Annotated in this window: 24 protein-coding genes; 12 read left to right on the top strand and 12 right to left on the bottom strand. The window is 74.0% G+C overall.

Annotated features, from left to right (window positions below; translation table 11 throughout):
- Window positions 1-17 precede the first annotated feature (17 nt).
- Window positions 18-377 carry a histone-like nucleoid-structuring protein Lsr2 gene (locus tag IEZ31_RS40100; protein ID WP_229836368.1) on the top strand — a complete coding sequence of 120 codons (360 nt, stop codon included), beginning with the start codon at window positions 18-20 and terminating at the stop codon, window positions 375-377.
- A 52-nt stretch (window positions 378-429) separates the two neighbouring features.
- Here the strand turns inward: IEZ31_RS40100 and IEZ31_RS40095 are convergent, their stop codons facing one another.
- The gene (locus tag IEZ31_RS40095; protein WP_190255339.1) at window positions 430-849 is read right to left on the bottom strand and encodes a RidA family protein; all 420 of its coding nucleotides are present in this window, start codon (window positions 847-849) and stop codon (window positions 430-432) included.
- Between the two features lie 67 nt (window positions 850-916).
- Between IEZ31_RS40095 and mug the strand changes: the two genes are divergently transcribed.
- A complete protein-coding gene (mug, locus tag IEZ31_RS40090; protein ID WP_190255338.1) occupies window positions 917-1,555 on the top strand; it encodes a G/U mismatch-specific DNA glycosylase in 639 nt (212 codons plus the stop codon).
- Here the strand turns inward: mug and IEZ31_RS40085 are convergent.
- The 3 genes from IEZ31_RS40085 to IEZ31_RS40075 are packed head-to-tail and all read right to left on the bottom strand — an operon-like array spanning window position 1,495 to window position 3,522.
- The gene (locus tag IEZ31_RS40085) at window positions 1,495-1,830 is read right to left on the bottom strand and encodes a hypothetical protein (protein ID WP_229836365.1); all 336 of its coding nucleotides are present in this window, start codon (window positions 1,828-1,830) and stop codon (window positions 1,495-1,497) included. The two genes, mug and IEZ31_RS40085, sit on opposite strands and share 61 nt — an antisense overlap.
- A 52-nt stretch (window positions 1,831-1,882) precedes the next feature.
- Window positions 1,883-2,878 (bottom strand): S-adenosylmethionine:tRNA ribosyltransferase-isomerase, encoded by a 996-nt coding sequence (locus tag IEZ31_RS40080; RefSeq protein ID WP_190255337.1) that lies wholly within the window; start codon window positions 2,876-2,878, stop codon window positions 1,883-1,885.
- Window positions 2,875-3,522 (bottom strand): SDR family NAD(P)-dependent oxidoreductase, encoded by a 648-nt coding sequence (locus IEZ31_RS40075; protein WP_190255336.1) that lies wholly within the window; start codon window positions 3,520-3,522, stop codon window positions 2,875-2,877. The genes IEZ31_RS40080 and IEZ31_RS40075 overlap by 4 nt, the downstream gene beginning before the upstream one ends.
- A gap of 278 nt (window positions 3,523-3,800) precedes the next feature.
- On the opposite strand from IEZ31_RS40075, the gene IEZ31_RS40070 reads away from it, so the two are divergent.
- Together IEZ31_RS40070 and IEZ31_RS40065 are read left to right on the top strand one after the other, a co-directional pair.
- The gene (locus tag IEZ31_RS40070; RefSeq protein ID WP_229836363.1) at window positions 3,801-4,925 is read left to right on the top strand and encodes a GAF domain-containing sensor histidine kinase; all 1,125 of its coding nucleotides are present in this window, start codon (window positions 3,801-3,803) and stop codon (window positions 4,923-4,925) included.
- Window positions 4,918-5,535: a response regulator gene (locus tag IEZ31_RS40065; RefSeq protein ID WP_190255334.1), complete on the top strand. Its 618-nt coding sequence runs from the start codon at window positions 4,918-4,920 to the stop codon at window positions 5,533-5,535. Before IEZ31_RS40070 ends, IEZ31_RS40065 begins: the two co-directional genes overlap by 8 nt.
- On the opposite strand, the gene IEZ31_RS40060 is transcribed toward IEZ31_RS40065, so the two are convergent.
- Window positions 5,521-6,831: an aspartate aminotransferase family protein gene (locus tag IEZ31_RS40060; protein ID WP_190255333.1), complete on the bottom strand. Its 1,311-nt coding sequence runs from the start codon at window positions 6,829-6,831 to the stop codon at window positions 5,521-5,523. The two genes, IEZ31_RS40065 and IEZ31_RS40060, sit on opposite strands and share 15 nt — an antisense overlap.
- 75 nt (window positions 6,832-6,906) lie before the next feature.
- On the opposite strand from IEZ31_RS40060, the gene IEZ31_RS40055 reads away from it, so the two are divergent.
- Entirely contained in the window at window positions 6,907-7,800 is an 894-nt protein-coding gene (locus tag IEZ31_RS40055; protein WP_190255332.1) for a LysR substrate-binding domain-containing protein, read from the top strand.
- Here IEZ31_RS40055 and IEZ31_RS40050 read toward each other — a convergent pair.
- The 3 genes from IEZ31_RS40050 to IEZ31_RS40040 form a co-directional block, all read right to left on the bottom strand.
- The gene (locus tag IEZ31_RS40050; RefSeq protein WP_190255331.1) at window positions 7,797-8,648 is read right to left on the bottom strand and encodes a DUF1028 domain-containing protein; all 852 of its coding nucleotides are present in this window, start codon (window positions 8,646-8,648) and stop codon (window positions 7,797-7,799) included. The genes IEZ31_RS40055 and IEZ31_RS40050 overlap by 4 nt on opposite strands.
- A 172-nt stretch (window positions 8,649-8,820) precedes the next feature.
- The gene (locus IEZ31_RS40045) at window positions 8,821-9,375 is read right to left on the bottom strand and encodes a hypothetical protein (RefSeq protein WP_190255330.1); all 555 of its coding nucleotides are present in this window, start codon (window positions 9,373-9,375) and stop codon (window positions 8,821-8,823) included.
- Window positions 9,372-10,088, bottom strand: coding sequence for a TetR/AcrR family transcriptional regulator (locus IEZ31_RS40040; protein ID WP_190255329.1), 717 nt, complete (start codon window positions 10,086-10,088; stop codon window positions 9,372-9,374). The genes IEZ31_RS40045 and IEZ31_RS40040 overlap by 4 nt, the downstream gene beginning before the upstream one ends.
- 49 nt (window positions 10,089-10,137) lie before the next feature.
- Between IEZ31_RS40040 and IEZ31_RS40035 the strand changes: the two genes are divergently transcribed.
- From IEZ31_RS40035 to IEZ31_RS40015, 5 genes are all read left to right on the top strand, one after another.
- Window positions 10,138-11,562 carry an MFS transporter gene (locus IEZ31_RS40035; RefSeq protein ID WP_229836360.1) on the top strand — a complete coding sequence of 475 codons (1,425 nt, stop codon included), beginning with the start codon at window positions 10,138-10,140 and terminating at the stop codon, window positions 11,560-11,562.
- 60 nt (window positions 11,563-11,622) lie between these two features.
- The gene (locus IEZ31_RS40030; protein WP_190255328.1) at window positions 11,623-12,090 is read left to right on the top strand and encodes a phage holin family protein; all 468 of its coding nucleotides are present in this window, start codon (window positions 11,623-11,625) and stop codon (window positions 12,088-12,090) included.
- Window positions 12,087-12,488, top strand: a complete 402-nt coding sequence (locus IEZ31_RS57230; RefSeq protein WP_229836359.1) for a DUF3618 domain-containing protein — start codon at window positions 12,087-12,089, stop codon at window positions 12,486-12,488. The genes IEZ31_RS40030 and IEZ31_RS57230 overlap by 4 nt, the downstream gene beginning before the upstream one ends.
- Window positions 12,485-12,748 (top strand): DUF4235 domain-containing protein, encoded by a 264-nt coding sequence (locus IEZ31_RS40020; RefSeq protein ID WP_190255327.1) that lies wholly within the window; start codon window positions 12,485-12,487, stop codon window positions 12,746-12,748. The genes IEZ31_RS57230 and IEZ31_RS40020 overlap by 4 nt, the downstream gene beginning before the upstream one ends.
- A gap of 306 nt (window positions 12,749-13,054) precedes the next feature.
- On the top strand, window positions 13,055-13,255 hold the full coding sequence (locus IEZ31_RS40015) for a hypothetical protein (protein WP_190255326.1): 201 nt from the start codon (window positions 13,055-13,057) through the stop codon (window positions 13,253-13,255).
- Between the two features lie 75 nt (window positions 13,256-13,330).
- Here IEZ31_RS40015 and xylB read toward each other — a convergent pair whose 3' ends face one another.
- The 3 genes from xylB to IEZ31_RS40000 form a co-directional block, all read right to left on the bottom strand.
- Window positions 13,331-14,749, bottom strand: a complete 1,419-nt coding sequence (gene xylB, locus IEZ31_RS40010) for a xylulokinase (protein ID WP_190255353.1) — start codon at window positions 14,747-14,749, stop codon at window positions 13,331-13,333.
- Window positions 14,750-14,800: 51 nt separating this feature from the next.
- On the bottom strand, window positions 14,801-15,961 hold the full coding sequence (gene xylA / locus IEZ31_RS40005) for a xylose isomerase (RefSeq protein ID WP_190255325.1): 1,161 nt from the start codon (window positions 15,959-15,961) through the stop codon (window positions 14,801-14,803).
- Between the two features lie 233 nt (window positions 15,962-16,194).
- Window positions 16,195-17,421, bottom strand: a complete 1,227-nt coding sequence (locus IEZ31_RS40000; RefSeq protein ID WP_190255324.1) for an ROK family transcriptional regulator — start codon at window positions 17,419-17,421, stop codon at window positions 16,195-16,197.
- 99 nt (window positions 17,422-17,520) lie between these two features.
- Between IEZ31_RS40000 and IEZ31_RS39995 the strand changes: the two genes are divergently transcribed.
- Complete coding sequence (locus IEZ31_RS39995) at window positions 17,521-17,976, top strand: RrF2 family transcriptional regulator (RefSeq protein WP_190255323.1); 456 nt, start codon at window positions 17,521-17,523, stop codon at window positions 17,974-17,976.
- A 61-nt stretch (window positions 17,977-18,037) separates the two neighbouring features.
- Window positions 18,038-18,247, top strand: coding sequence for a hypothetical protein (locus tag IEZ31_RS39990; RefSeq protein WP_190255322.1), 210 nt, complete (start codon window positions 18,038-18,040; stop codon window positions 18,245-18,247).
- A gap of 19 nt (window positions 18,248-18,266) precedes the next feature.
- Here the strand turns inward: IEZ31_RS39990 and IEZ31_RS39985 are convergent, their stop codons facing one another.
- Window positions 18,267-18,767: an NADPH-dependent FMN reductase gene (locus IEZ31_RS39985; RefSeq protein ID WP_190255321.1), complete on the bottom strand. Its 501-nt coding sequence runs from the start codon at window positions 18,765-18,767 to the stop codon at window positions 18,267-18,269.
- Window positions 18,768-18,889: the final 122 nt, after the last annotated feature.

Here is an 18,889-nt window from a genome sequence, read left to right as displayed (position 1 = left end):
AGAAAATGGCGCGGCGCGTGATCCACACCCTGGTCGACGATCTGGACGGCGAACCCGCCGACGAGAGCCTCGCCTTCGAGGTGGACGGCGTGCGGTACGAGATCGATCTCTCGACCGCCAACGCCCAGCAGTTGCGGGAGGTGCTGGCCCCGTTCGTCCGGGCGGCCCGCAAGGTCGGCCGGGGCGCGGTCGCCGGGGACGGGCGGGGTCGCACGTACCTCCCGGAGCGCGACTCGCGGCGGGTCAGCCGCGCCCGCAACCAGGCCATCCGCGAGTGGGGCCAGGAGCGGGGCTTCGACGTCTCGCCCCGCGGCCGCCTGAGCCGTGAGCTGGTCGCCCGCTACCGCGCCTCCGCCGCACCGGGCAAGGCGTCGTAGCGCGCTTCCCCGTTCGCGCCGTCGAGTCGCGCCGTCAGCCCGGCGCGGTCCCTCAGCGGGGCCAGCCGAGGCCCGGCGCGACCCGGCTTCCCGCGCGGCGGGCCGTGACCTCGATCTCGATGCGCATCCGCGGGTCGGACAGCCCGCAGGCCTGCATGGTGGCCGCCGGCCGCACGTGACCGAGCCACTTGCGCAGCACGGGGAAGCAGGGCTCGAAGTCGGCGGCGTCGGGCAGCAGATACCGCACGCGGACCACGTCCGCCACGCTCGCCCCGGCCTCGCGGAGCGCCGCGTCGATGTTGCGCCAGCACTGCTCGGCCTGCTCCACGACGTCGTCCGAGATGGTCATGGCGCCGTAGTCGAACCCGGTCGTCCCGGAGACGTGCACCCAGTCGCCGTCGACGACGGCCCGCGAATACCCGATCTCCTGCTCGAACGTCGACCCGCTCGAGATCAACCGCCGCTCAGCCATGCGCACACGCTACCCGGCAGCCGCAGCGGGACCGGCCCGCACCGGCCGCCCTGGCATGCTTGTCGGCATGGCGTCGACCGTGCACCGCGTGCGCTTCACCCGCGAGGAGCTCGCGGCCGCCGCCGGCAAGCTGCTTCCCGACGTCATCGCGCCGGGCCTGGACGTGCTGCTGTGCGGCATCAACCCGGGCCTGTGGTCGGCGGCGACGGGCCACCACTTCGCCCGCCCGGGCAACCGCTTCTGGCCCGCCCTGCACCGCTCCGGCTTCACCCCGCGCCAGCTCCGGCCGGACGAGCAGGGGACGCTCCCGGAGTACGGCCTGGGCATCACCAACCTGGCCGCGCGCGCCACGGCCCGGGCCGACGAGCTGACCCGCGAGGAGCTGACGGAGGGCGGCAGGGTGCTGCGCGCGAAGGTCGCGGAGTACGCCCCGGCCTGGCTGGCCGTCCTGGGCGTGACGGCCTACCGCGTGGCCTTCGGCACGAGCACGGCCAAGGTCGGCCCGCAGGAGTCCACCCTGGACCGCACCAGGCTGTGGATCCTGCCCAACCCGAGCGGCCTCAACGCCCACTTCACGCTGGACGCGCTGGCCGAGGAGTTCACCCGCCTCCGCCGGGCGGCCGCTGCGAGCACTCCGCCCGCCGCTCAGGCGCCGGGGAGGGCGTCCGGGGACTCGAAGCGCGCGGCGCGCTCGCGCAGGAGCTGACCGAACACCCCGCTCGGCTGGCCGCAGTCGGCGCACACGAAGTTGTCGTCCAGCCGCGGGCCGCCGCAGTGGTCGCAGGTGCCCCGGTCGCGGGGGTCCTGGTAGGCGCGCAACGCCTCGGTCAGGGCCTGCACGACGGGCGCCCGCAGCGCCACCGCCTGCTCCCCGACGTGGATCTCGGCCACCGCCGGGCCGGGAAGCGGATCATACGCGTCGATGCGCGCCGCGAACTCCCGCAGCGCCAGGACCACCTCATCGCCCGCCGAGAATGCCATGCGCCCGACCCTACAGTCGCCGCCCCGGCCCCGCGGACCGCGCAGGCGCGCGTCAGCCGGGCAGCAGGAGGTGGACGTCGCCGAACTCGTGCCAGCGGTAGCCGGCCGCCAGGGCGGCCGCGTAGGAGCGCTCCAGGACGCACGGGGACGCCACCGCCGCCAGCAGGTCGAGGTGGGACGCCCGCGGCTCGTGGAAGCCCGTCAGCAGGCCGTCGACGACTCGCACGCCGCGGGACGGGGTCACGATCAGATCGGTCCAGCCCTCGCTCGCGGCGACGGTGCCGGACGAGGAGGCCGCCGACTCCAGCGCGCGCACGGCCGTGGTGCCGACGGCGATCACGCGGGCGCCCGCCGCGCGGGCCGCGTTCACCAGGCGGGCGCTCTCCGGCGGTACCGAATAGAACTCCGGATACGGGCGCTCGTGCGCCTCCGGCGAGGCCACCCCGGTGTGCAGGACCAGCGGAGCGAACTGGACGCCCGCGGCGACCAGCCGCGTCACCACCCGGTCGCTGAACGGGCGGGCGGCGCTCGGCATCTCGGCGCTGCCGGGGTGGGTGGCGAAGACCGTCTGGTAGGCCTCGATGGGCCAGGCGCGCCGGACGTACGGATAGCGGATCGGCTCGCCGTGCCGCCGCAGGAACTCGCGCACCGGGAATCCCACGGATGCCACCCAGAGACGGCCGCGTGAGTACGGCTCCAGCAACGTCACCGCCTTGCCTCCCGGCAACCGGAGCCGACCGGCGGCGCCGGGCCTGGGCAGCAGGTCCGAGCCCCGCAGCTCGACCAGCCAGTGGCCGGAAGGCAGCTCGGTCGAGAAGTTGACCCGCAGCCGCTCCCCCACCACCGGGACCGACGCCGGCAGCGTCGCCGACGTGTTCACGACCAGGACGTCACCCGGGCGCAGCAGGGACGGCAGGTCGGTGAACCGGTGGTGCGAGACCCGCTCGCCCGCGCTGACCAGCAGCCGGACCTGGTCGCGGACCGCCGGCGGCTCGTGCGCCTCCAGGGCCGGCGGGAGCACGAAGTCCAGGCCCAGGGCCGCGCTCACAACCGCACCCGCCCCGACGGCGGCCGGCCGGTGACCAGGTCCAGGAAGGCGGGGGCCACCGAAGACGGGAGCGGACGGTCGCTGATGTCCTCGCCCGGGAACGCCTCGGCGTGCATCTGGGTGCGCAGGTCGCCCGGGTCGACCCACCAGACGCGCAGCTTCGGCTCCTCGGCGGCGAGCACGTTGCTGGCCTGCTCGACGGCGGCCTTGGCGGCACCGTAGCCGCCCCAGCCCTCGTACGCCTCGACGGCCGCGTCGGAGCTGATGTTCACGACCGCCCCCTCGAACGAGCGCAGCGACGGCAGCGCGAGCTGGGTCAGGGCGAGCGGCGCGAACACGTTCACCTCGAACACCTCGCGCAGCGCGGTCAGGGCGTAGTCGGCCAGGGGCGGGCGCGGGCTCGGGCCGAGGATGCCGGCGTTGTTCACCAGCAGGTCGAGCCGGCCGGTGCCGAGGGCGGTGTCGACGAGCCGGGCCCGGTGCCACGAGTCGGTGACGTCGCCCGGGACGGCGATCACGCCCGGGAGGGAGATGGACAGGGTGCGGCCGTCGACCACGACGGTCCACCCGGCGGCGGCGAGCGCGGTGGTGAGCGCGCGGCCGAGGCCCCGCGAGGCCCCGGTGACGATGGCGGTTCTGGTCATGGATCCGACGCTAGGAAGCCGGCGGCGCGGTGCCATCGGGCCGCGGACCGGCGGGCGCCTAGGACCTTCGTCCTAAGGCCTGTTTCATGACTGGGGTCGGAGCGAGGCGGGTCCAGATTTCGTCTGGCGTCGCCCCGCGGAAGTCTGGCTACCGGTGTTGTAACCAGGCTTTCGCGGGGTGGCGCCAGACGAAATCTGGACCCGCCGCAGCCCGGCCCCAGTCATGAAACAGGCCTTAGCCTCTCAGCAGGCGGCGGATGCCTCGGTACCGTAGGTGCGTGGCCACCTGCGATCGCGACGAACTGCGGGAGGTCAGCGCCGCCGTGCTGGCCGTCACCGCGCACCTCTCGGTGCGCGAGGTCCTGCAGACGATCGTCTCGGCGGCCCGGCGGCTCCTCGACGCCCGGTATGCGGCGCTGGGCATCCCCGACGGCAGGGGCTCGTTCCGCGAGTTCCTGGCCGACGGCCTGACGGACGCGCAGTGGCGGGCGATCGGCCCGATCCCGCGCCAGCACGGCCTGCTCGGCGCGATGCTGTCCGACCCCGCGCCGGTGCGCTCGGCGGACATCCGCACCCATCCGCGGTTCGAGGGCTGGCCCGCGGCGCACCCCGAGATGATCGACTTCCTGGGCATGCCGATCGTCGACGGCGACGAGATCCTGGGCGAGCTGTTCCTGGCCAACAAGCGCAGCGGCCGGTTCGAGGCGGAGGACGAGGAGCTGCTCAAGCTGCTGGCCGCCCACGCGGCGATCGCGATCGTCAACGCCCGGCTCTACGAGCGCAGCCGCGAGCTGTCCATTGTGGAGGAGCGCCAGCGGATCGCCCGCGAGCTGCACGACGCGGTGACCCAGAAGCTGTTCAGCCTGCGGCTCACCGCGGAGGCTGCGGCGGCGCTGGTCGAGCGCGACCCGGCGCGGGCCGCGGCCGAGCTGGACACGGTGCGCCGGCTCGCCGCCGACGCGACCGCCGAGCTCAAGTCGATCGTCGTCGGGCTGCGCCCGGTCGACCTGGCCGGCGACGGGCTGGCGGCGGCCCTGGCCCGGCAGGCCGAGCTGCTCGACCGGGTCCACGCCGCGAAGGTGACGTTCGCGTCCGACACCGTGCCGCGGTTGCCGGCGCCGCGCGAGGAGGCGGCGTACCGGGTGGCCCAGGAGGCCCTGCACAACGCCCTGCGGCACGGCGCTCCCAGCCGGGTCTCCATCGAGCTGCGCCGGGCCGGCCCCGGCGTGGTGCTGACCGTCACCGACGACGGTTCCGGCTTCGAGACCGCCGCGAAGGCCGCCGGACAGCGGCTCGGCCTGGCCTCGATGCGCGAACGGGCCCGCAGCGCCGGCGCCCGACTGCACGTGGCGTCCCGGCCGGGCGAGGGCACGACCGTCACCCTGGAGGTGCCCGGTGGCTGAGATCCGGGTGCTCGTCGTGGACGACCATCCCGTGGTACGGCAGGGGCTACGCACGTTCCTCGACCTGCAGGACGACATCACCGTGGTCGGCGAGGCCCACGACAGCGTCTCCTGCCTGGCCGAGGTCGCGGCGACCGACCCCGACGTGGTCCTGCTCGACCTGCGGATGCCCGGCGGCGACGGCGTCGAGGCGCTGCGCGGGCTGAGCGGCGAGCGGCCCCGCGTGCTGGTGATCACCAGCTTCACCGACCCGTCGGCGGTGCTTCCGGCAGTACGGGCGGGGGCCGCCGGCTACGTGTACAAGGACGTCGACCCGCCCGCCCTGGCCGCCGCGATCCGGGCGGTGCACGCGGGGCACGTGCTGCTGCACCCCGACGTGGCCCGGCTGCTGTCGGAGGGCGGCCCGCCGCCGGAGGCGACCCACCTCACCGCCCGCGAGCGCGAGGTGCTGGCCGAGGTGGCGCGGGGCCGGTCGAACCGGGAGATCGCCCGCGCCCTCGGGCTGGCGGAGAAGACGGTGAAGACGCACGTGAGCGCGATCCTCACCAAGCTCGGCGTGCAGGACCGCACCCAGGCGGCCCTGTACGCGGTCCGGTCAGGGCTCGACTGAGGACAGGGCCTCGTCGAGCATCGCCAAACCGAGCGACAGTTCCTCCTCGGTACTGGTGAGCGCCGGAGCGATCCGGAAGATGCCGCCCATGCGGGGCAGCTGCACCACGTTCAGGTGCAGCCCGAGCTCGAAACAGCGCCGGGTCACGGCGGCGCCGAGCGTGTCCGCGCCCTCCTTCGTCGCCCGGTCGAGCACCAGCTCGATGCCCTGCAGCAGGCCCCGGCCGCGCACGTCGCCGACCACCTCGTGCCGGTCCCGCAGCTCCAGCAGCCCGCGCCGCAGGTGGTCGCCGAGCTTCTGCGCCCGCTGGTCGAACGCGTCGCGCCGGAGGATGTCGAGGACGGTGTTGCCGACCGCCGCCGGCAGCGGGTCGGAGACGTGCGTGGTGTAGAAGAGGAAGCCGCGCTCGTGGGCCGCCTCCTCGATCGCCGCGCTGGTCACCACGGCGGCCAGCGGCAGGCCGGCGCCGAGCGTCTTGGACAGGGTGAGGATGTCCGGGACGATCCCGTCGCGCTGGAAGGCGTACCACGTGCCGGTGCGGCACAGCCCGGTCTGCGCCTCGTCGAGGATGAGCAGCATGCCCCGCTCGCGGCACTTGGCGTGCAGCGCGGCGAAGTACCCGGGCGGCGGCTCGATGACCCCGCCGGAGCTCAGGATCGGCTCGACGATGCAGGCGGCGAGGCTGCCGACCGACTGCGCGTCGACGAGCTCGAAGGCGAAGTCGAGCTGGCGGCGCCAGTCGAGGCTCCCGTCGGGGAGGGCGAAGTCGGGGCGGTACTCGTTCGGCGTCGGGATGGCGAAGTTGCCGGGCGAGGCCGGGCCGTAGCCCTTGCGGCCCGAGCTGTACGTGGCGGCGGCCGCGGCCTGGGTCATGCCGTGCCAGGACCGCGCGAAGGACACGATCTCGTGCCCGCCGGTGACGAGCTTCGCCATCCGTACCGCGGCCTCGTTCGCCTCGGCGCCGGTGGTCAGCAGCAGCGTCTTGGTGAGCGACCCCGCCCCGGCCTCGGACAGGGACTCGGCCAGCCGGCGGGACAGGTCGACGACCGGCCGGGAGAGCATGCCGCTGAAGAGGTGGTCGAGGCTCGCCACCTGCCGCTGCACGGTCGCGACGATCTCCGGGTGGGCGTGGCCGAGGATGGCGCTCATCTGCCCGGAGGTGAAGTCGAGGATCCTCCGGCCGTCCTCGGTGTACACGAAGCTGCCCTCGGCCCGGGCGATGATCTCGGGGGTGAACGTGCCGCCGTACCGCACGACGTGCCGGTCGACGTCCTGCCAGAACCCCTGCGCCGTCATGGACCGACGGTAGAGCCCCGCTGGTGTTTGGTTCCAGCTCATGATTGCGCACATGCTGTACTGCAAAATCGAACAATGCTGGATCCCTGGCGCCTGCGGCTGCTGAGCCTGCTGGAGGGTCTCGGCACCGTGCGCGCGGTCGCCGAGGCCGCGCGGCTGAGCCCGTCGACCGTCTCGCAGCAGCTCGGCGTGCTGGAGCGGGAGGTCGGGGCCCGCCTGTTCGAGCGGGCCGGCCGGCGGCTGCGGCTGACCCCGGCCGGCGTGGCCCTGGTGCGGCACGCCCGCGTGATCCTCGACCAGATGGACGCGGCCCGCGCCGAGGCGGTCACCCTCGACAGCGGGCTGGACGGCGGCGAGCCCGCGGGCCGGGTGCGGGTCGGCGCGTTCACGAGCGCGGTGAACACGTTCGTCATCGCCGCGGCCCGCACGCTGCGCGACCGCCATCCGCGGCTGCGCGTGGACGTGCGCGAGCTCGACCTGCTCGACAGCGTCCCGGCCCTGCGCCGCGGCGAGTGCGACGTGGCGGTGACCGCCCTCGACGGCTCCCCGGCCGACCCCGGCGTGACGCACACGCCCCTGATCGAGGACGCGGTCGTCCTGGTGACGTCCGCCGACGCCGTGGTCGCCGGCCCGGCCGACCTGGCCGACTTCCGCGACCACGTCTGGTCGGCCGAGGTGCCCGGCTCCTGGACGCACGAGCTGATCATGCGGGCCGGCCGCCGGGCCGGCTTCGAGCCCGACCTCGGCGGCGTCTTCGCCTCGTACGGCTCCCTGCTGGCCCACGTGGAGGCCGGCCTGTCGGTGACGCTGCTGCCGGAGCTGGCGGTCGATCCGCGGTACCGCGTGCTGGCCGTTGCGCTGCGCGAGCCGCTCGTCCGGCACGTGACCGCGGCGGTGCGGGCGAGCTCGGCCACCCGCCCGGCGGTGGCCGCGGTGGTGCACGCACTGGCTGTGGCCGCGGCGGGCTAGCCACGCTCCGGGGTGGCTTCGCGGAGCTTTGCCAGCACGAGCGGGTCGATGTGCCCGTCGACGAGCCGCTCCTCGAGGTTCTCGACCCCGGCCCACCCGGCGAGGTCCCGGTGCCCGACCGCGGCCAGCCGCCGGTCCACCTCCACGGCCAGTTCCCCGTCGAGCTTCAGCAGGGCCGCGGGGTCGGGCTTGCCGAAGTACAGCTCCCACAGCTCGATGAGCCCCCCGAGCCGCGTGACCGGGTCGGGATCGTCGTCGACGCGCAGGTCGACCTCGACGTCGCTCCCGCCGCCGTACCCACCCCCGCGCCGCGCCACGACGATGGCCGCGCTCTGCCGCCCGCGACTGTCCCCACCGGCCGCGTCCCCGGCGGCGAGGGCGGCGTGCAGTCGCCGGGCGAGCACCCGCCCCGAGGCCGCTCCGTCGACTCCTTCGAGGACCGCGGACTCGATCCAGGCCCGCTCCATGGCGGCGACGACCTCGGGCCCGGTGAGGATGTTCCCCTGGATCGCGTACCCGTCTCCGGCCACGCCCCCGGCCCACGGGAAGCATCCGTCCCCGGTGAAGGTGGCCCCGGGCCCGCTCCGCCCGACGACTCCGGCCTGCCGGGTGGGCCGGGCGGGATCGGCGGCGACGAGCCCGGCGAGGGCGTCGGCGGCCCCGGTCCCGGTGCGGAGCATGGCGAGCCCCTGCACCCGGTACGCCAGGTTGGCGAACGACTGCGTGGCGACCGCCCCGACCTCGGCCTCGACGGCGGGCACGGCCGCCCCGACGGCAAGGAACTTGCTGGCCACGGCAACCCCGACCGCCGCACCGTCGGCCGACCGCCCCACGATCGAAAACGTCACACGCCCACGGTAACGGACTCCTTCCGACCGAAAGCATCCCGCCACCACCCGCCGCCTGTCGCGTCGATCTTGCAGTTGTGGTGCCTGACAAACCCGAACATTCAGGGAGTGTCTCGGCACCACAACTGCAAGATCGACAAGAATTGCCGGGGGCGCGTGAGCGGCGGCGGGGCTACGCCGGCTCGGCCGTCGGGGGTTGGGACAGGCAGACGAACGGGCCGCGGACGCCCGCGCTGAAGCGTTCCGCGGCGCGCAAGGCGATCTCCACCCGGCGCTGCGGGGCCATCCGCGACTGGGCCGTGGCGAACAGCGCCCCCAGGGCGATCTCGTCCCCCACGCCCACCGCGGCGTAGCCGTCCGCGGCCTCCGCCACCTGGTAGTCGTCGTGGACCGTGAACAGGCGGCCCTTGACCCCCACCAGGAACGTGCCGCCCTCCTCGCGCTCGCTGTCGCGGCGGGCCCAGCCGCCCGTCTTCAGGCACTCGCGGACGGCGTCGATGAAGCGCGTGGCCATGAAGCGTTCGATGTCGCCGACCGGCTTCGGGGGCTTCAAGCTGTACCGGATGAGCTGCCCCATGCGGAACGAGGTCGTGAAGCCGAACAGGTAGCCGTTGTTGTGGAACACCTTGCTGTCGGCGCGCACGGTGAGGCTCCAGCCGGAGGCGCCGGCGCTGTCGCCGCCGATGTACACGGTGCCGGAGTGGACGAGGCCGACGATGGCGGTCATCGGGCCGGCCCGGCATAGCGTGCGAATCCGTCGACCATCAGGTCGATCGCGAAGGCGAACCGCTCGTCGCCGCTTCCCTCGATCATCACCGGAGCCATGGCGACCAGGTTAGGGAACTGGTCCACGGGCAGGTGAGCCAAGTAGTCACCCACCTGCTCGAAATACGGGGCGGCGTCGGCCTCGGTCACCCGGCCGCGCTCGGCGTGCAGCGCCGCCTCCAGCGCGTCGGCCACGATGACCAGGGACATCTGGTCGATCGCCCAGGCCGCGACCCGGTCGGGCACGCCGGCCCCGCGCAGCACGGCGAGCATCGCCTCGGTGTAGCGCAGCGAGTTGGGCCCGACGGGGATGTTGGCCCGGGCCACCTTCACCAGGTCGCGGTGGGCCAGGAAGACGGCGCGGCTCTCCCAGCAACTCTTCTTCACCTCGGCCGCCCAATCCACGGCATCAGCCCGCGGCAGCGGGATGTCGCCGATGACCCGGTCGAGCAGCTGCTCGAGCAGCTCGTCCTTGTTCGCGAAATACGCGTAGAGCGACGCCGCGCCCGTGCCGAGCTCCTGCGCGACCCGCCGCATGCTCAGCGCGTCGAGCCCGTCCCGGTCGACGAGCCGCAGAGCGGTGCTGAGCACGGCCTCGGCGCTGAGCGGCTGCCGAGCCGCGGACTGCTTCTTCCGGGCCCGCCAGGGTGGGGCGGGCAGGTCCGTCGACGGCACCGCGCAATCCTACTTGACACGAACGGTGTTCGTAACTAGAACAGTGTTCGTGACTGACGAACATCGTTCGAAACACTGGATCGTCCTCGCCGTGGTGCTCGCGGCCGAGGTCATGGACCTCCTCGACGCGACGATCATCGCGATCGCCGGCCCCTCGATCCGGGCCGACCTCGGCGGCGGCACCGCGTTCCTGCAGTGGCTCGCGGCCGGGTACACGCTCGCCTTCGCCGTCGGCCTGGTGACCGGCGGCCGGCTCGGCGACCTCTTCGGCCGCCGCCGCATGTTCCTCGCCGGCGCCGCCGGCTTCACGCTCATGTCCCTGCTGTGCGCGGTCGCGCCCGGCCCCGCGGCGCTCGTCGTGTGCCGGGTGCTCCAGGGCCTCGCCGGCGCCGTGCTCATCCCCCAGGGCCTCGGCCTGATCAAGGCCGCGTTCCCGCCCGAGCAGCTGGGCGCCGCGTTCGGCGCCTTCGGGCCCGTCATGGGCCTGTCCGCCGTCTGCGGCCCGATCCTGGCCGGCGTCCTGGTCGACGCCGACCTCTTCGGTACCGGATGGCGAATGATCTTTCTCATCAACCTCCCGGTGGGGCTGGCCACGCTCGTCGGCGCCGCGCTGGTCCTGCCCCGGACGCGGTCGACCGGCAACGGCCTCGACCTGCCCGGGACGGCCCTGCTCGGCGCCGCGCTCGTGCTGCTCGTGTACCCGCTCGTGCAGGGGCGCGAGCTGGGGTGGCCCTGGTGGGCATGGGCGTCGATGGCCGCGTCGCTGCCGATGTTCTGGGTGTTCCAGCGGTACGAGCGGAGCCGCCAGCGAGCGGGTCGGACGCCCCTGGTGGAGCCCAGCCTGCTCGCCAAGCGGCGGTTCAACGCCGGCCTGCTGGTTGGCCTCATCTTCTTCGCCGGCCTCATGGGCCTCACCCTGATCCTCAGTGTCTGGATGCAGACCGGGCTGGGCTTCTCCCCGCTGCGGGCCGGGCTGACCCAGTCGCCGTGGGCGTTCGGCACCGCGCTCGGCGCCGTCGGTGGGCACGTCCTCAGCGCCCGGCTCGGCGGCCGGCGGCTCATCGTCGGCGGTACCGCGGTCCTCGGCCTCGGTGTCGCCGGCCTGCTCGTCACCCTCGCCGCGACGGACGGCCCGGTGACGTCGGTGCGGCTGCTGCCGGCCCTGCTGGTGCTCGGCCTCGGCATGGGCGCGTCGATGGCCCCGTACTTCGACATCGTCCTCGCCGCCGTCGACGAGCACGAGGTCGGCTCGGCGTCCGGCACGCTGACCGCGGTCCAGCAGATCGGCGGCGCGATCGGTGTGGCGATCCTCGGGACGGCCTTCTTCTCCTGGTCCGGCACGGAGTCGGCGCTCACCCGGGTGCTGTGGCTGGAGCTCGGGCTGCTGGCCCTCGCGGGCGGGCTGAGCTTCCTCCTGCCGCGCCGCGCCCGCGAGGAGGCGACCGAGGAGAAGGAGCTGGTGACAGTGGGCTGACCGACGGGTTAGCCCCGGCGTTCGCGGGGAATCAGGTCAGTGCGGGCGAGAGGAGAAGCCATGACGCATACCGTGAACGACCGACCGGCCACCGCGCCGCGCATCCAAAGCCCCGCCAACGACCACCGTTCCACGGCCGAGCTGGTGAAGCTGGCCGCCGAGCAGATGTCCACCCTCGTGCGCGACGAGCTGAAGCTGGCCCAGGCCGAGCTCGCCCAGAAGGGCAAGCGGGCCGGGGTCGGCGTCGGCATGTTCGGGGGCGCCGGCGTCGTCGCGCTCTACGGCGTGGGTGCCCTGATCGCGGCGGCGATCCTCGGCCTCGCCACCGTCCTGCCAGCCTGGCTGTCGGCGCTGGTGATCGGCGTGGTCCTGCTGGTGATCGCCGGCGTGCTCGCGCTGTCCGGCAAGTCGCAGGTCTCGAAGGCGGGGCCCCCGATGCCGACGGACGCCGTCGCCGGCGTGAAGGCCGACATCACCACCATCACCCACTCGGCGCGCAACCACCACGAGGGCGGGGACCGGCGATGACGGCGACGAACTCGACCAACATGTACAACGGCCACGGCGCGCCGGTCGACCCGGAGGCCCTGCGCCAGGAGATCGCCCGCACGCGGGCGAGCCTCGGCGAGACGGTCGAGGCGCTCGCCGCCAAGGCCGACGTCAAGGCCCGCGCGCAGGAGGCCGTCCACAACTCGGTCGCCACCGCGAGGCTGCGCATGCGCGAGGGCGTCGAGCAGATGGCGGTCAATGCCGCGTACGCCCGCCGCGAGCTGCGCATGCACCCGCGGCAGGCGCTCGGGAACTCGATGCGCCGCCTGCTCGACTCGGCCCGCGAGCGCCCGGCCCCGTGGGTCGTCGCCTCGGGCCTGCTCGTGCTCGCGGCGCTCGTCGCGTACCGGAACAGCGACCGGAAGGGCCAGTGGTGAACAAGCTGCTGCACAAGCCGTTCAGCATCGCCTCCAGCGTGGCCGGCGGCGTCGCGGCCGGGATCGTGTTCAAGCAGGTCTGGCGGCGGCTCTCCGGCGAGGACGAGGCCCCGCAGGCGACGTCGCGGGACTACGGGTGGGGCGAGGTGCTGGCCGCGGCGGCCCTGCAGGGGGCCATCTTCGCGGCCGTGAAGGCCGCGATCGACCGGGGCGGCGCCGCGGGGATCCGCCGGCTGACCGGCGACCGGCCGGACGACTGACAGCTTCCTCGGAGACGGGCCCCCACCGGGGGCCCGTTTTTGCCGGCAACGCGCGCGCTCCCGGCCGGGACCCGATCCGCGCATCCGGCGGCGGCACAGTGATTCCTGTCCGCGCCGACCGGCGCCATTCTCCCCCGGGTGGGGCCGGTCGGCGGGCGACGAGAGACCTCACCCAGGCACGGGGCCGCACGAGGGAGCGGGCCGGTGCGCGGGAGTCCGGTGCCGGGCCGTGGGCGGACGGCCTGGCACCGGACACACCTGCGGGGCATCAGTTTTGCGAGCGCCGGCGCGGGTACACGGTCAGCCGTGACGAGCGAACCAGATCAACTGCGGGACGTGCTGGACCAGGCGTACACCGGCCAGGAGCGCCTGTCGCGCGAGGAGATCCGCCGCAAGGCGATCGCCGCCGACCTGCCGGCCGACGCGCTGACCCGGGTCGACGCGCTGCCCGAGGGCGAGTACGCCGAGGACGAGGTCGTGGAGGCACTCCGGCTGCACGGCGCTTAGGTTCCACGGGGTGTCCGAGCGCGGCGGCCGGCCGGGACCCGCTGTCCCGGCCGGCCGACCCCTGCGGAGTGACGCCTACTTGAGCAACGCCAGCGCCCGATCGCGGACCTGGCCGTACAACTCCCGGATCTCCTTGGTGGGCGCGGCCGTGACCTCGACCGCGGACACCGGCCACGACGGCGGCTCCGCGCCGCCCGCGAGGGCCCACGCGGCCTGCCGCGCGGCGCCGACCGCCACGTACTCGGCCGGGGCCGGCACGCTCACCGGCACCCCGAGCAGCGCCGGCGCGATCTCCCGCACCGCCTCCGACGCGGCCGCCCCGCCGATCAGCAGCACCCGCTCGACGGGCACCCCCAGCGCGCGGACCGCGTCCAGGCCGTCGGCGAGGCCGCAGAGCATGCCCTCGTACGCCGCCCGCGCCAGGTTGGCCGGTGTGGCGTTGCCGCGCGTGAGCCCGTTGAGCAGCCCCTTCGCGTCGGGCAGGTTGGGCGTGCGCTCGCCGTCGAGGTAGGGCAGGAGGGTCAGCCCGCCCGCCCCCGGCTCGGCCGACCGGGCCAGAGAGTCCAATGTGGACAGGTCGACGCCGAGCAGCGCGGCGGCGGCGGTGAGCACCCGGGCCGCGTTGAGCGTGGCCACCAGCGGCAGGTGCCGGCCCGTCGCGTCCGCGAATCCCGCGACGGTACCGCTGGTGTCCGCCACCGGCCGCTCGGCGACGCCGAACACGGTGCCGGACGTGCCGAGGGACACCACCACGTCCCCCGGCCGCAGGCCGAGTCCGAGGGCGGCGGCCATGTTGTCGCCGGTGCCCGGCGCAAGAAGGGCACCGGCGACCGTCTCGCCGACCGTCTCGGCCGGCCCGGCGACGCGGGGCACCGCGAGGTCCCGGCCGAAGGCGAGCTTCAGCAGGTCCGGCCGGTACTCGCCGGTGGACGGCGACCAGTAGCCGGTGCCGGACGCGTCGCCGCGGTCGGTGGTCGGCTCGGCTCCGCGGTCCGACCGGAGCAGGTGGGTGATCCAGTCGTGCGGCAGCAGTACCGAATGAGCCCGCGCGGCGTTGTCCGGCTCGTGCTGCGCCACCCAGCGGAGCTTGGTCACGGTGAAGCTGGCGACCGGCACCAGCCCGGTGGCCTCGGCCCAGCCGGCGGCGCCGCCGGGCAGCTCGGCGATGAGGTCCTGCGCGGCGCCGGCGGAGCGGGTGTCGTTCCACAGCAGCGCGTCGCGGACGACGGCGTTGTGCTCGTCGAGCAGGACCATGCCGTGCTGCTGGCCGCCGACCCCGATCGCGGCGACGCCGTCGAGCAGCCCGCCGGCCGGGTCACCGTCGGGCCCGCAGCCGGTGGCCTCCTGGAAGGCGCGCCACCAGTGCGCGGGGTCGACGGCGGTGCCGTCCGGGTGGGCGGCGCGACCGGTCCTGACGACCGCGCCGGTCTCGGCGTCGCACACGATGACCTTCGTCGACTGGGTCGACGTGTCCACCCCGGCGACGAGCGTCATGCCTGGCTCACTGCCCATGGTGACCGGTCCCTCCGCTCCGCCGCGGACCGGTCACGGACGCACGCCCAGGAGGTGCTCCATCGCGAGCTGGTCGAGGTACTCGAACGCGCCGCCGCGGGCGGCGAGCTTGTCGACGTCGAAGTCCTCCTCGCGCAGCGACTCGATCGTCTCGCCCTCGGCGAGGGTCGGCTCGTACAGCTCGTTGACCCGCGCGGCCTCCAGCGCCGAGGCCACCTCGGGGTCGGCCCGGAACGACTGGACGCGCTCCTTGAGGATCAGGTAGTTGCGCATGCAGGCGCGGGCGGTCTCCCACACGCCGTCGTAGTCCTCGGTGCGCGGCGGCTTGTAGTCGAAGTGGCGGTAGCCGGTGTAGCCGCCGGTCTCCAGCACGTCGACGGTCCAGAACGCGCCGCGCAGGTTGCCGGCGCCGAAGCGCAGGTCCTGGTCGAAGCGCGGGCCGTGCTGGCCGTTGAGGTCGATGTGGAAGAGCTTGCCGTGCCAGAGCGCCTGGGCGATGCCGTGCGCGAAGTTGAGCCCGGCCATCTCCTCGTGCCCGACCTCCGGGTTGAGCCCGACCCGGTCCGGCTCGTCCAGGGTGGCGATCAGCGCGAGCGCGTGCCCGATCGTCGGCAGCAGGATGTCGCCGCGCGGCTCGTTGGGCTTCGGCTCCAGCGCGAAGCGGATGTCGTACCCCTGGTCGCGCACGTAGGCGCAGAGGATGTTCAGGCCCTCGCGGTAGCGGTCGAGCGCGGCGGCGACGTCCTTCGCGCCGCCGGACTCGGCGCCCTCGCGCCCGCCCCACAGCACATACGTCTCGGCACCCAGCTCGGCGGCGAGGTCGATGTTGCGCAGCACCTTCTTGAGGGCGAACCGGCGCACGGCGCGGTCGTTCGAGGTGAAGCCGCCGTCCTTGAAGATGGGGTGGCTGAAGAGGTTCGTGGTGACCATCTCGACCCGGACGCCGGTCTCGCTGAGCGCGTCCTTGAAGCGGCCGATGAGCTTGTCGCGGGTGGCGTCGTCGCTGCCGAACGGGAACAGGTCGTCGTCGTGGAAGGTCACCGCGGCCGCCCCGAGGTCCGACAGCCGGTGCACGGCCTCGACCGAGTCGAGCGGCGCGCGGGTCGGCCCTCCGAACACGTCCTGGGCCTGCCAGCCGACCGTCCAGAGCCCGAAGGAGAACTTGTCGGCGCGGCTTGGCTGATAGTCGTTCATGAGCACCTCTTCGCGGGGTGTTGGCGGATAGGCGTCAGGCTACGCCCGTGGACCGGGTTAGTTCAACATCAGAACAAACCGCCTTCGACACCACGTTCACCCTTCATCCCGCGCCGATCTTGCAGTTGTGGTTCGGATTTGTCGGCAAATATCCTCCGCAATCGGACACCACAACTGCAAGATCGGCGCGGGGGTGGGCGCGGCGCGGGGTTGGGCGCGGGGGTTTCGTGGGGCTACGCGCGGAAGACGACGCGGTAGTACGTCTCGGAGTGCTGCAACGCCAGCAGGACGGCGCCGCGGACCTCGGCGTCCGGGCCCAGCACCGAGGCGCGGATCTCGACGCCTCGCAGGGCCGGGGCCAGGGCATGGCGCGCCACGGCGGCCCGGAGCGGATCCAGGAGCAGGTCGCCGATCGCGGCCAGGCCGCCGCCGACGACGACGAGCGCCGGGTTGTACGCGTTGATGAGCCACGACGCGGCCAGGCCCAGCCGCGCGCCGACGTCGGCGATCGCCGCGGCCGCCAGCCGGTCGCCGGCCCGGGCCGCGGCCGTGACGTCGCGGGCGTCGAACGAGTCCTGGACCGCGAGCGACGAGGTGCCGCCGGCCGCCAGGGCGCGGTGCACGGCGCGGACGATCGCCGGGCCCGAGGCCACCGTCTCCAGGCAGCCGACCTTGCCGCAGTTGCACGGCTCGTCGTTGCCGGGGACGGCGTTGTGGCCGATCTCGCCGGCCGTCCCGCCGACGCCGTGGAAGACCCGGCCGTCGGACAGTATCCCGGCGGAGAGGCCCGTTCCCGCGTACAGCAGGGCGAGGTCGCCGGCCCGGTCCCCCGCGCCCTCCAGGTTCTCGGCGACGGCCGCCGCCTGGCCGGCGTTGTGGACGTAGACCGGCGCGTCCAGCTCGGCGGCCAGGGTCTCGCGGACCGGGACGTCGCGCCAGCCGAGGTTCGGCGCGAGCAGGCACACGCCGGTGTGGAAGTCGGTGAGGCCGGGCAGCACGGCGCCGACCGCGGCGAGCCGGGCGGTCTCCAGCCCGGCCGCGGCGATCGCGGCCCGCACCTCGGTGGCCACCAGGCGCAGCGCCTCGCCCGGGTCGTCGCGCGGCGTCGGCAGCTCGCGGCGGGCGACCTCCTCCCCCGCGGCGTCGCCGATCGCGATCGTGGTGCGCCGGGCGCCGATGTGCACGCCGGCGACGAGCTGCGAGCGGGCGTTGAACTCCAGCAGGATCGGCGGGCGGCCGCCGCTGACCGCGGTCGAGCCGGGGCCGATCTCGCGGACGAGGCCCTCCGCGATGAGCTCGTCGACGATCGCCGACACGGTCGGCTTGGCGAGGGTGGTCGAGCGGGCGATGCTCGCCCGCGACACCGGGCCGCCCTCCTTGACCAGTGCCAGGACCAGTGAGCGGTTCACCTCGCGCATCACGTTGTGGTCGGCACCGCGCCGCGGCTCTTCGGATCGCATAATCCGACAACGCTACCCCGGCGATCACCGTCCGGCGGGCACCCTACATTGGTATCGGACATTCAAGCCCACCAGCCCGGCCGGAAAGGCAGTCTTCCAATGCACATCTCGGCACGCGGGGATTACGCGGTGCGAGCCTCGCTGGGACTGGCGGCCGCTTACCCCGCGGTGGTCTCGGCGGCGGGGCTCGCCGACGAGCAGGAGATGCCGCGCAAGTTCCTCGAGGCGGTGCTCGGCGACCTGCGCCGGGCCGGCCTCGTGCGCGGTCAGCGCGGCGTCGACGGCGGTTACGTCCTGACCCGTCAACCTTCGGAGATCATGGTCGGCGACGTGCTGCGCGCGGTCGACGGGCCCCTCGCCGAGGTGCGGGGCGTCCGGCCGGAGGAGGCGATGTACTCCGGGACGGCCGAACACCTGCAACAGCTCTGGGTCGCGGTGCGCGCCGCGGTGCGCAACGTCCTCGACGAGGTCAGCCTGGCCGACGTGGTGCGCGGCCGGATGCCCGCGCACGTCCGGAAGCTCACCGCGGCCCCGCACGCCTGGCAGCCCCGCTAGGCCCGGGGCCGCATTGCGCGAATCGGTCTTGACCGGGACCGATCGGACCTACGCTCGAAGCATGTCGAAAGCCCACGACCCGTACCTGCAGGCGGCCGAAGGCTTCCTGCACGCCATCCGCGACGAGCTCGACATGGCCGAAGAGCTGCACATGGAGCGCACGCTCAGGATCACGCAGACGTATGCCCTGGTGAGCATCGCGCGCTCCCTCAACGTGCTGAGCGACCGCGTCGACCAGCCGGACGAGCTGCTGGCCGCCCCGATCCCCTAAGGCCAGTATGAACCAGGCCTTAGCGGGTCACGGCCGACTCGAACCCGTCCGCGATCGTCGCCACGTACTCGGCCGCGGCCGTCCCGGCGTTCGCCAGCTCCGACTCGACGACGGCGAGCCCGGGCGTGACGGGGACCGCCCCGAGCTCCCCCAGCAGCTCGACGAGGTGCCGCTCGGTGGCCTCGGCCTGCGGCCGCACCCCGGCGGTCACGACGGTCACGGCGGCGACGTCCTTGAGCCCTTCGGCGGGCAGCTGGTCGATGAGCACCTTGAGGACGCCGGTGTACGTTCCCTTGTAGGTCGGGGTGGCGACGACGAGCAGGCTGGCCCGCCGCAGCCGCCCGACGGCGTCGGCCACGATCCCGTCGCCGGACTGCAGCAGCCGCGTGCCGAGCGCGGCCACGTCGATGGTGTGCGGCACGGGCTGCGAGAGCCGCTCCGCGAGCGCGGCCCCGACCTCCTCGGCCAGATGCAACGTACGCGAGTGCGGGCGCGGGTTCCCGGAAAGCACCACGATCATGCGCCGATCCTATCCCCCAGTATTCCGATAGAAAATAGCGACAACGGTCACCCGGCGGATGCCCAGCCGAGCACCGCCGCCGGCCAGGCGCGGACCGCAAGAACGGCGCGGAGCCCGGCCAC

The sequence above is a fragment of the Dactylosporangium sucinum genome (assembly GCF_014647515.1).
Taxonomy (GTDB): domain Bacteria; phylum Actinomycetota; class Actinomycetes; order Mycobacteriales; family Micromonosporaceae; genus Dactylosporangium; species Dactylosporangium sucinum.
Note: the sequence above shows the minus strand (reverse complement) of the source record. Positions and strands in the feature narration are given on the sequence as shown.

Excerpts from the sequence above, each read along its gene's own strand:
- IEZ31_RS40095 (WP_190255339.1), bottom strand. The coding sequence starts at position 849 with ATGGCTGAGCGGCGGTTGATCTCGAGCGGGTCGACGTTCGAGCAGGAG.
- mug (WP_190255338.1), top strand. The coding sequence starts at position 917 with ATGGCGTCGACCGTGCACCGCGTGCGCTTCACCCGCGAGGAGCTCGCG.
- IEZ31_RS40085 (WP_229836365.1), bottom strand. The coding sequence starts at position 1,830 with ATGGCATTCTCGGCGGGCGATGAGGTGGTCCTGGCGCTGCGGGAGTTC.
- IEZ31_RS40075 (WP_190255336.1), bottom strand. The coding sequence starts at position 3,522 with ATGACCAGAACCGCCATCGTCACCGGGGCCTCGCGGGGCCTCGGCCGC.
- IEZ31_RS40060 (WP_190255333.1), bottom strand. The coding sequence starts at position 6,831 with ATGACGGCGCAGGGGTTCTGGCAGGACGTCGACCGGCACGTCGTGCGG.
- IEZ31_RS40055 (WP_190255332.1), top strand. The coding sequence starts at position 6,907 with ATGCTGGATCCCTGGCGCCTGCGGCTGCTGAGCCTGCTGGAGGGTCTC.
- IEZ31_RS40045 (WP_190255330.1), bottom strand. The coding sequence starts at position 9,375 with ATGACCGCCATCGTCGGCCTCGTCCACTCCGGCACCGTGTACATCGGC.
- IEZ31_RS40030 (WP_190255328.1), top strand. The coding sequence starts at position 11,623 with ATGACGCATACCGTGAACGACCGACCGGCCACCGCGCCGCGCATCCAA.
- IEZ31_RS57230 (WP_229836359.1), top strand. The coding sequence starts at position 12,087 with ATGACGGCGACGAACTCGACCAACATGTACAACGGCCACGGCGCGCCG.
- xylB (WP_190255353.1), bottom strand. The coding sequence starts at position 14,749 with ATGACGCTCGTCGCCGGGGTGGACACGTCGACCCAGTCGACGAAGGTC.
- xylA (WP_190255325.1), bottom strand. The coding sequence starts at position 15,961 with ATGAACGACTATCAGCCAAGCCGCGCCGACAAGTTCTCCTTCGGGCTC.
- IEZ31_RS40000 (WP_190255324.1), bottom strand. The coding sequence starts at position 17,421 with ATGCGATCCGAAGAGCCGCGGCGCGGTGCCGACCACAACGTGATGCGC.
- IEZ31_RS39995 (WP_190255323.1), top strand. The coding sequence starts at position 17,521 with ATGCACATCTCGGCACGCGGGGATTACGCGGTGCGAGCCTCGCTGGGA.
- IEZ31_RS39990 (WP_190255322.1), top strand. The coding sequence starts at position 18,038 with ATGTCGAAAGCCCACGACCCGTACCTGCAGGCGGCCGAAGGCTTCCTG.
- IEZ31_RS39985 (WP_190255321.1), bottom strand. The coding sequence starts at position 18,767 with ATGATCGTGGTGCTTTCCGGGAACCCGCGCCCGCACTCGCGTACGTTG.